We start from the raw sequence: 9,899 nt of genomic DNA on the forward strand, positions 1-9,899 counted from the left end.
GAGGAAAGAAATGGACTTGGGTGATATTGAGCTAACGCTGACCCCTATACCTGGGAAAAGCGGGAAAGCTTATATGGGAAGCTACCCTAATGGGAAGCGCGTCTTTATTAAAATGAACACCTCTCCAATCCTACCTGGTTTAGCCAAGGAACAAATCGCTCCTCAATTATTATGGACTCGCCGTTTATCGGATGGGCGTGATATGTGTGCCCAAGAATGGTTGAATGGTAAAATTTTGACCCCTTATGATATGAATCGCAAGCAGATTATCAATATTTTGAGCCGCTTGCATCGTTCGCGTCCTTTGATGACGCAATTGACTCGTTTGGGCTATTCTTTAGAAACACCTTTTGACTTGCTTCAGGTTTGGTTAAAAGATGCTCCAGAATCCTTGAAGAACAATCAATATCTAAGAATGGTAGTAGAGGATTTGCGAGGAAGTTTGCCAAACTTTAGGGAAGATTATGCAACGATCGTTCATGGAGATGTACGACATAGTAATTGGATTGAGACAGAGAGCGGTCTTGTTTATTTAGTGGATTGGGATTCCGTTCGTTTAACGGATCGCATGTTTGATGTGGCGCATATGCTATGTCACTATATTCCAGACTATCAGTGGAAAGAGTGGTTGACTTATTACGGTTACAAATACAACCAGACAGTCATCAGCAAACTATTTTGGTATGCTCAGTTATCCTTCTTGAGCCAGATTGCCAAATATTATACAAATGAAGATCTAGAAAATGTCAATCGGGAGATTTATGCCTTGCGTATCTTCCGTGACAAGTATGGAAAGAAGAGATGAGAGTTAGAAATCGTAAAGGGGCAACAGAATTACTAGAGGCTAATCCTCAGTATGTTGTCTTAAATCCTTTAGAAGCCAAAGGAAAATGGCGAGACCTCTTTGGAAATGACAATCCTATCCATGTTGAGGTTGGTAGTGGTAAGGGAGCCTTTGTGTCAGGTATGGCCAAGCAAAACCCTAATATCAACTATATTGGGATTGATATTCAAAAGTCTGTTTTGAGTTATGCCTTGGACAAGGTCTTGGAAGTTGCAGTCCCCAATATCAAGTTGTTGTGGGTTGATGGTTCAGATTTGACTGACTACTTTGAAGATGGTGAGATTGATCGCTTGTATCTGAATTTTTCAGATCCATGGCCTAAAAAGCGCCACGAAAAACGTCGTTTAACCTATAAGAGTTTCTTGGATACCTTCAAGCGTATCTTGCCTGAACACGGTGAGATTCATTTCAAAACGGATAACCGTGGCTTGTTTGAATATAGCCTAGTGAGTTTTTCTCAATACGGCATGAAGCTCAATGGAGTTTGGTTGGACTTGCATACCAGTGACTTTGAAGGCAATGTCATGACAGAATATGAGCAAAAATTCTCAAGCAAGGGTCAAGTCATCTACCGAGTGGAGGCAGAATTTTAAGAAAAAGCTTAAAATCAAGCCTTCTGAGTGCTTATACTTTACATAAGTAGTCAAAAGTGCTATACTGTAAGTAAGAATATGAGAAAGTGAGGCGGGGAAATATCTTCGCCTCTTGCTTATGAGGAGGTGGACGCAATCGCAACTATCGTAGAATTAGTCAGAGAAGTCGTAGAACCTGTCATTGAAGCTCCCTTTGAACTCGTGGATATCGAGTACGGAAAGATTGGCAGTGACATGATTCTTAGTATTTTTGTAGATAAACCAGAGGGAATTACCTTGAACGACACAGCGGACTTGACAGAGATTATCAGTCCTGTCCTAGATACTATCAAGCCAGATCCCTTCCCAGAACAATATTTCCTAGAAATCACCAGTCCAGGCTTGGAACGTCCTTTGAAAACCAAGGAAGCAGTCGCTGGAGCGGTTGGGAAATACATCCATGTTGGACTTTACCAAGCCATCGATAAGCAAAAGGTCTTTGAAGGAACCTTGCTAGCCTTTGAAGAGGATGAGTTGACTATGGAATATATGGACAAGACACGTAAGAAAACAGTCCAAATCCCATACAGTTTGGTGTCAAAAGCACGTTTAGCAGTAAAATTATAGTAAAAGAAAGGAAGCTTTTGAAGATTCAAAAGTGAATAGAAGATGAGTAAAGAAATGCTAGAGGCCTTCCGCATTTTGGAAGAAGACAAGGGAATCAAAAAAGAAGACATCATTGATGCAGTGGTGGAATCACTTCGTTCAGCCTATCGCAGACGCTATGGGCAGTCTGACAGTGTGGCCATTGATTTCAACGAAAAAACAGGTGATTTTACAGTTTATACTGTTCGTGAAGTTGTTGATGAAGTATTTGATAGCCGTTTGGAAATCAGCTTGAAAGATGCTCTTGCCATTAACTCAGCTTACGAGCTTGGGGACAAGATTAAATTTGAAGAAGCACCAGGTGAGTTTGGTCGTGTAGCAGCTCAGTCTGCCAAACAAACCATCATGGAAAAAATGCGCAAGCAAACACGTGCTATCACCTACAACACATACAAAGAGCATGAGCAAGAAATCATGTCAGGTACAGTGGAGCGCTTCGACAATCGCTTTATCTATGTCAACCTTGGCAGCATCGAAGCTCAATTGTCAAAACAAGACCAAATCCCTGGTGAAGTCTTTGCTTCCCACGATCGTATCGAAGTTTATGTCTACAAGGTTGAAGACAATCCTCGTGGTGTGAACGTCTTTGTAAGTCGTAGCCATCCTGAAATGATCAAACGCTTGATGGAACAAGAAATTCCAGAAGTCTATGACGGAACAGTTGAGATCATGAGCGTGGCTCGTGAAGCAGGTGACCGTACGAAAGTTGCTGTTCGTAGCCACAATCCAAACGTGGATGCGATCGGGACAATCGTCGGACGTGGTGGTGCTAACATCAAGAAAATCACTAGCAAATTCCACCCAGCTCGCTACGATGCCAAGAGCGATCGTATGGTCCCAATCGAAGAAAACATCGACGTTATCGAATGGGTAGCAGATCCAGCTGAATTTATCTACAACGCAATCGCTCCTGCAGAAGTTGACCAAGTTATCTTTGATGAAAACGACAGCAAACGTGCCTTGGTGGTTGTTCCTGATAACAAGCTTTCTCTTGCGATCGGTCGTCGTGGACAAAACGTTCGTTTAGCAGCTCATTTGACAGGCTACCGTATCGATATCAAGTCTGCAAGTGAGTTTGAAGCCATGGAAGCAGCAGAACAAGCTGACCAGGTAGAAACAGACGAATTGGTCGAAGAATAAGAACTGATCAGAGGAGGGAAGGATGAAAATTAGAAAAATCCCTTTGCGTAAGTCTGTTGTGTCTAATGAAGTGATTGATAAGCGTGACTTGCTCCGTATTGTCAAGAACAAAGAGGGACAGGTCTTTATCGACCCGACAGGCAAGGCTAATGGTCGTGGCGCTTATATCAAGCTAGACAATGCAGAAGCCCTTGAGGCCAAAAAGAAAAAAGTCTTTAACCGTAGCTTTAGTATGGAAGTTGAAGAAAGCTTTTATGACGAGTTGATTGCTTATGTCGATCACAAAGTGAAAAGAAGAGAGTTAGGACTTGAATAAGCAAAAAATTACCAATCTCTTGGGACTTGCTCAGAGAGCAGGGAAAATCATCTCGGGTGAAGAAATGGTCGTCAAGGCTATCCAAGACCAGAAAGTAAAGCTGGTATTTCTCGCTCATGATGCCGCCCCCAACCTGACCAAGAAGATTCAGGATAAAAGTCATTATTATCAAGTAGAAGTTATTACCGTGTTTTCAACACTGGAATTAAGCATAGCAGTCGGAAAATCACGAAAAGTTTTGGCTGTGACAGATGCTGGATTTACAAAGAAAATGAGGTCTCTTATGGAATAGAAGAGGAGGACATGATTTGTCTAAGAAAAGATTGTACGAAATCGCAAAAGAACTTGGAAAAGAAAGTAAAGAAGTTGTAGCGCGTGCAAAAGAGTTGGGCTTGGATGTAAAAAGCCACTCATCAAGTGTGGAAGAAGCTGTCGCTGCAAAAATCGCTGCCAGCTTTAAGTCTGCTGCTTCGAAAGTAGAAGCAAAACCTGCAGAACCAAAAGCAAGTACAGAAAAGAAAGCCGAAAAATCTGAGCCAGCTAAACCAGCTGTAGCTAAGGAAGAGGTAAAACCAGCAGCAGCGGTTGCCCCTAAAGAAGAAAGAGTGGCGCCAGTAAAACCACAGAGTCGAAACTTTAAGGCTGAGCGTGAAGCACGTGCAAAAGAGCAGGCAGAACGACGCAAGCAAAATAAGGGCAATAACCGTGACCACCAACAAAATGGAAATCGTCAAAAAAATGATAACCGTAATGGTGGTAAACAAGGTCAAGGCAATCGCGACAATCGTCGCTTTAATGACCAAGCTAAGAAACAGCAAGGTCAGCAAAATCGCGGGAATGAGCGCCGTCAACAAGAGGACAAACGTCCAAATCAAGCAGGCCCACGTGTTGACTTTAAAGCCCGTGCAGCTGCTCTAAAGGCAGAGCAAAATGCAGAATATGCTCGTTCAAGTGAGGAACGCTTCAAGCAATCTCAAGCTGCCAAAGAAGCCTTGGCTCAAGCAAACAAACGCAAGGAACCGGAGGAAATCTTTGAAGAAGCTGCTAAATTGGCTGAACAAGTACAGCAAGTTCAACCAGTGGTTGAAGTAGCTCCTGTAGCTAAAGAACCTGTAGTGGATACACGTCGTAAGAAACAAGCCCGACCAGACAAAGAACGTGATGATTTCGATCACGAAGAAGATGGTCCTAGAAAACAACAAAAGAATCGAAGTAGTCAAAATCAAGTGAGAAATCAAAGAAATAGTAACTGGAACAATAACAAAAAGAATAAAAAAGGCAATAACAAAAACAACCGTAGTCAGGCACCAAAACCTGTTACAGAGCGTAAGTTCCATGAATTGCCAACAGAATTTGAATATACAGATGGTATGACCGTCGCGGAAATTGCAAAACGTATCAAGCGCGAACCAGCTGAGATTGTTAAGAAACTCTTCATGATGGGCGTGATGGCGACACAAAACCAGTCCTTAGACGGTGAAACAATCGAACTCCTCATGGTCGATTACGGTATTGATGCTAAACAAAAGGTTGAAGTGGACAATGCTGATATCGAACGTTTCTTCGCTGAAGATGGTTATCTCAATGAAGATGAACTTGTAGAGCGTCCACCAGTTGTTACCATCATGGGACACGTTGACCATGGTAAGACAACCCTCTTGGATACCCTTCGTAATTCTCGTGTTGCAACAGGTGAAGCCGGTGGTATCACTCAGCATATCGGTGCCTACCAAATCGTGGAAAATGGCAAGAAGATTACCTTCCTTGATACACCAGGACACGCGGCCTTTACATCTATGCGTGCGCGTGGTGCCTCTGTTACCGATATTACTATCTTGGTCGTAGCGGCAGATGATGGGGTTATGCCTCAGACTATCGAAGCCATCAACCACTCAAAAGCAGCTAATGTTCCAATCATCGTTGCCATTAACAAGATTGATAAACCAGGTGCCAACCCAGAACGTGTGATCGGTGAATTGGCTGAACATGGTGTTATGTCAACAGCTTGGGGTGGAGATTCTGAGTTTGTAGAAATATCAGCCAAGTTCAACCAAAATATCGATGAACTCTTGGAAACTGTTCTACTTGTGGCTGAAATTCAAGAGCTCAAAGCTGATCCAACAGTTCGTGCCATCGGTACTGTTATCGAAGCTCGTTTGGATAAAGGAAAAGGTGCGGTCGCAACCCTTCTTGTTCAACAAGGTACTTTGAATGTCCAAGATCCAATCGTTGTCGGAAATACTTTCGGACGTGTCCGTGCTATGACTAACGACCTTGGACGTCGTGTGAAGGTTGCAGGCCCATCAACACCAGTATCTATCACAGGTTTGAACGAAGCGCCAATGGCGGGTGACCACTTTGCCGTTTACGAAGATGAAAAATCTGCCCGTGCAGCTGGTGAAGAACGTGCTAAACGTGCTCTTATGAAGCAACGTCAAGCTACTCAACGTGTCAGCCTTGAAAACCTCTTTGATACCCTTAAAGCAGGAGAACTCAAGTCTGTTAACGTCATCATCAAAGCCGACGTACAAGGTTCTGTTGAAGCTCTCTCTGCATCACTTCAAAAGATTGATGTGGAAGGTGTTAAAGTAACTATTGTTCACTCAGCAGTAGGTGCTATCAATGAATCTGACGTGACACTTGCCGAAGCTTCAAATGCCTTTATCGTTGGTTTCAACGTGCGTCCTACACCACAAGCTCGTCAACAAGCAGAAGCTGACGATGTAGAAATCCGTCTCCACAGCATCATCTACAAGGTTATCGAAGAGATGGAAGAAGCCATGAAAGGGATGCTTGACCCAGAATTTAAAGAAAAAGTTATTGGTGAAGCGATCATCCGTGAAACCTTCAAGGTATCTAAAGTGGGAACAATCGGTGGATTTATGGTTACCAGCGGTAAAGTTACTCGCGACTCTAAAGTCCGTGTCATCCGTGATGGTGTCGTTATTTACGATGGTGCCCTAGCTAGCTTGAAACACTATAAAGATGACGTTAAAGAAGTTACAAACGGCCGTGAAGGTGGTCTCATGATTGATGGCTACAATGATATCAAGATGGATGATGTGATTGAAGCCTACATCATGGAAGAAATCAAGAGATAAGATTTTTGCTCCTTTCTTAGGTGGTGAGGGACGCAAGCAAACCGATGGTTTCATTGCTTATTTTTGAGCCTAGAGTCTCAAAAATCCCCAGTGATTGAACTGAATTATCAGTCCAATCACTTTCACCACGGCGAAAGAAGCAGATAAGTTCAAATTGAACTTCGTTTCAATTTGAACTGACAATCAATAAGTTTAAAAATAGCTAGGTCTGCTGGCCTAGCTTTTGGTTCAATTGAGAGAAAGGAAAAAGCATGGCAAATCATTTCCGTACGGATCGTGTGGGCATGGAAATCAAGCGCGAAGTCAATGAGATTTTGCAAAAGAAAGTCCGTGATCCGCGTGTCCAAGGTGTGACTATCACTGATGTTCAGATGCTAGGTGATTTATCTATGGCTAAGGTTTACTACACTATTTTGAGTAATCTTGCCTCAGATAATCAGAAAGCTCAAGTCGGGCTTGAAAAAGCAACTGGCACCATCAAACGTGAACTTGGTCGCAATTTGAAATTGTACAAAATTCCAGACTTAACTTTTGTCAAAGATGAATCCATCGAATATGGAAACAAGATTGACGAGATGCTACGCAATCTGGATAAACATTAAGCAGAAAGAGGGGAAACCCTCTTTTTTGTGTGGAAAATAGGTGGAATTTAAAATGGAAAAATATTCTTTTAAAAATGAGATTCTGTATTTATAAAATGTTTGCTAATCAGAAAATGCTTTTTTTTTTTAGGAAATATGATATGATAATTTCATAAATAAAAGGAGATTCTATTAATGAATAATGTAAAAAAAGTTTGTCGTTTAGCTTTACTATGTCTTTCCGTTTCTACTCTAGTTGCTTGTAGTTCTCTGTCTGAAAAAACAAGTAATTCATCTAGTGATAGTAAAACGGAAAGTTCTGGGAAAAAAGGATTTTTAGATAAAGCAAAAGATAAATTAGGTTCGAGTGACTTTAATCCACAAGATGTCAGTGATGAGACAATTGAATCTATCAAAACTTATGAAGATTATTTGACTATGTGTGAGAAAATTGTCAATAATTACTATACCGAAGCTGATGAAGCCTTTAAGGGAACTGCTTTAGAAGATAGTGCTTCTATCCAAGAATTAAAAGATGCTACTAAAAAAGAAATGGAAGAACAGAAAAAACAATATGGTCCATTGAAGAAAGCACCTATTCAAGGAAAAGAGGAAATAATTCAGTTTTTAAAGGAATATCGTGATTCTCTACACGATCAAGTAGAACAGTTGAAAGCTAGTCTTTAATAAGAAGAATGGAGTTTGGGATGGACTATCAATTGTTACCTCATGAATACATGGTTATGAATAGTGATCATGTGAGTTTTGGAAAAAATGGTTTGTCTACAGATGAATTAATTTTAACGAATCTACACTTAATACATATCAGAAAAGGTATTTTTGGAGGAAAAAAAGATCAAACTACTATACCAATTAACCAAATTAAGGTTTTTGAGGGGAAACCACAAGTTTCAGTTACGAAATCCAATGGTATGAAACGATTAGAAATCTATTATAATGGTGGACAAGTTATTTTCTCATTCTCTAATACTAAGGATACTGAAAAGTGGGCAACGAATATTATTAAATTAATCTCTGGTGATACAAGTAACTTTGCAACCTTGGGTGATAATAGCTTATTTGGTGTAGAAATTTTAGCAGAGACTCTAAAAGATACGTTTGACACTTTCAAAGCAGGGCTTGGTATTAAGGATTCAGAACCAGAGAAACTATCTACTAAATGCAGTTTTTGTGGAGCTCCTCTATCTGGAACCGTAAAACAAACTGTCAAATGTAGTTTTTGTGATATGGAACAGACCTTGTAGGAGATGAAATATGGGAATAATTAAAGCATTTACAGATTCAATTAGTGGTACTTTTGCAGATCAATGGAAGGAAATTATTACAGTTCAGGCTTTTGATGAACATACAGCTGTAAGTCCGGGTGTTCTTCAAGTCAGTAATAATGGTAGAGGAGTTAATAGTCAGGGGTCTATAGGTGTCATTTCAAATGGGTCTAAGATATTTATTCCTGAAAATACTGCTGCTTTTATTTTTAGTCAGTCTGGAATAGAAGAAATTATCACTGAACCAGGTGGATATGAATATCAAAATGGGGAGAGTAGTGTTTTTAATGGTGATGGGCTAAAAAAATCACTGTTTGATAATGTTGTTAATCGTGTTGGATTTGGCGGACAAAGTGATCAGCAAAAACAGATTTGTTTTGTCAATTTGAGAGAAATTCGCGATATTAGGTTTGGTACTCGTGGTCCGGTTATGTATAACGACCTATTTTATGGTACAGACTTAGAAGTACGTGCTTTTGGAACTTTTTCTATTCAAATTACAGACGCTATCAAGTTTGTAAAAAATTTCCTTCCTGCAAATGTAACCTACTATAGCTTTGATAGTGCTCAAGCAAGGGCTCAGATAGTCACGGAATTTCTTCAATCCTTTACCGTTGCCCTTAATTCGTTATCAACAACTTATCGTATCTCACAGCTACCATCACAAGCATCAGTACTTGCAAAACAAGTATCGAATGATGAACAGTATGCTGGTACTTGGAAAGATCGTTTTGGATTTGAAATTATAAAAGTTGCGATTGCTAATATAGAATTCTCACCAGAATCTAAGGAATTGGTTAAGAAGTTTTCATCAAATAAGATGAATTTAAAGGCCTTTGATGATGTATCGCAGAAAGCTTCTAATATTGCTGCACAGCAAAAAGTCGCATCAGGAATCGAACAACACGGTCTAGGAGATGGTGCGGGGATGATTTTTGGTATGAATATGGCACAACAGTTAGATGAAAAAGCAACTAAACCAAGTTTGTCATTTGATGAGCAAATCGAAGCTCTTACTAAACTCAAATCACTTTTAGATGCAGATATATTATCTCAAGAAGAGTTTGATCGAAAGAAAAAAGAAATTATGGACTTATAAGATTGACGAAATGCTACGCAATCTGGATAAAAATTAAGCAGAAAGAGGGGCAACCCTCTTTTTTGTGTGTCTATAAGTAGGTCATTGTCTAGTCAGATTAGATGAGTAGAAATCAATAAAATAAATCTTGAAAATATCATTTATTCCATAAATATGATAAGATAAAGGGCTCTATAATATTTGTAGTGGGTAAATCCCCTATAGATATTATGGAGCCTATTTTGTGTAGAAAAAAAGTCCCATAAGATCTATAATGAAAAGCGACCAAACCATCATTAGAAAGAATCCTATGGA

Annotated in this window: 11 protein-coding genes; all 11 read left to right on the plus strand. The window is 40.1% G+C overall.

Going from position 1 to position 9,899, the window contains the following annotated elements:
• The first annotated feature begins 10 nt into the window (after positions 1-10).
• The 11 genes from ccrZ (at position 11) to QM867_RS09615 (ending at position 9,605) form a co-directional block, all read left to right on the plus strand.
• On the plus strand, positions 11-805 hold the full coding sequence (gene ccrZ, locus QM867_RS09565; RefSeq protein WP_414273277.1) for a cell cycle regulator CcrZ: 795 nt from the start codon (positions 11-13) through the stop codon (positions 803-805).
• A complete protein-coding gene (trmB, locus tag QM867_RS09570; RefSeq protein ID WP_414273276.1) occupies positions 802-1,437 on the plus strand; it encodes a tRNA (guanosine(46)-N7)-methyltransferase TrmB in 636 nt (211 codons plus the stop codon). Before ccrZ ends, trmB begins: the two co-directional genes overlap by 4 nt.
• 126 nt (positions 1,438-1,563) lie before the next feature.
• Positions 1,564-2,043, plus strand: coding sequence for a ribosome maturation factor RimP (rimP, locus tag QM867_RS09575; RefSeq protein ID WP_000338687.1), 480 nt, complete (start codon positions 1,564-1,566; stop codon positions 2,041-2,043).
• A 42-nt stretch (positions 2,044-2,085) separates the two neighbouring features.
• A complete protein-coding gene (nusA, locus tag QM867_RS09580; RefSeq protein ID WP_000032287.1) occupies positions 2,086-3,222 on the plus strand; it encodes a transcription termination factor NusA in 1,137 nt (378 codons plus the stop codon).
• 22 nt (positions 3,223-3,244) lie between these two features.
• Positions 3,245-3,538, plus strand: coding sequence for an RNase P modulator RnpM (rnpM, locus tag QM867_RS09585; RefSeq protein ID WP_233922994.1), 294 nt, complete (start codon positions 3,245-3,247; stop codon positions 3,536-3,538).
• Positions 3,531-3,830 carry a YlxQ-related RNA-binding protein gene (locus QM867_RS09590; protein ID WP_049530127.1) on the plus strand — a complete coding sequence of 100 codons (300 nt, stop codon included), beginning with the start codon at positions 3,531-3,533 and terminating at the stop codon, positions 3,828-3,830. The genes rnpM and QM867_RS09590 overlap by 8 nt, the downstream gene beginning before the upstream one ends.
• A gap of 16 nt (positions 3,831-3,846) precedes the next feature.
• A complete protein-coding gene (gene infB, locus QM867_RS09595) occupies positions 3,847-6,639 on the plus strand; it encodes a translation initiation factor IF-2 (RefSeq protein WP_414315649.1) in 2,793 nt (930 codons plus the stop codon).
• A gap of 251 nt (positions 6,640-6,890) precedes the next feature.
• Complete coding sequence (rbfA, locus tag QM867_RS09600) at positions 6,891-7,241, plus strand: 30S ribosome-binding factor RbfA (RefSeq protein WP_049527021.1); 351 nt, start codon at positions 6,891-6,893, stop codon at positions 7,239-7,241.
• Between the two features lie 174 nt (positions 7,242-7,415).
• On the plus strand, positions 7,416-7,907 hold the full coding sequence (locus tag QM867_RS09605) for a hypothetical protein (protein WP_001067001.1): 492 nt from the start codon (positions 7,416-7,418) through the stop codon (positions 7,905-7,907).
• Between the two features lie 20 nt (positions 7,908-7,927).
• Positions 7,928-8,485: a hypothetical protein gene (locus QM867_RS09610; RefSeq protein WP_414315650.1), complete on the plus strand. Its 558-nt coding sequence runs from the start codon at positions 7,928-7,930 to the stop codon at positions 8,483-8,485.
• A gap of 10 nt (positions 8,486-8,495) precedes the next feature.
• Complete coding sequence (locus QM867_RS09615; RefSeq protein WP_414315651.1) at positions 8,496-9,605, plus strand: SPFH domain-containing protein; 1,110 nt, start codon at positions 8,496-8,498, stop codon at positions 9,603-9,605.
• Positions 9,606-9,899 lie beyond the last annotated feature (294 nt).

It is taken from the genome of Streptococcus infantis (genome assembly GCF_047463635.1).
Lineage (GTDB): Bacteria > Bacillota > Bacilli > Lactobacillales > Streptococcaceae > Streptococcus > Streptococcus infantis_W.

Coding starts and splice junctions, on each gene's coding strand:
- trmB (WP_414273276.1), top strand. CDS start 802: ATGAGAGTTAGAAATCGTAAAGGGGCAACAGAATTACTAGAGGCTAAT.
- ccrZ (WP_414273277.1), top strand. CDS start 11: ATGGACTTGGGTGATATTGAGCTAACGCTGACCCCTATACCTGGGAAA.
- nusA (WP_000032287.1), top strand. CDS start 2,086: ATGAGTAAAGAAATGCTAGAGGCCTTCCGCATTTTGGAAGAAGACAAG.
- QM867_RS09615 (WP_414315651.1), top strand. CDS start 8,496: ATGGGAATAATTAAAGCATTTACAGATTCAATTAGTGGTACTTTTGCA.
- rnpM (WP_233922994.1), top strand. CDS start 3,245: ATGAAAATTAGAAAAATCCCTTTGCGTAAGTCTGTTGTGTCTAATGAA.
- QM867_RS09605 (WP_001067001.1), top strand. CDS start 7,416: ATGAATAATGTAAAAAAAGTTTGTCGTTTAGCTTTACTATGTCTTTCC.
- QM867_RS09610 (WP_414315650.1), top strand. CDS start 7,928: ATGGACTATCAATTGTTACCTCATGAATACATGGTTATGAATAGTGAT.
- rbfA (WP_049527021.1), top strand. CDS start 6,891: ATGGCAAATCATTTCCGTACGGATCGTGTGGGCATGGAAATCAAGCGC.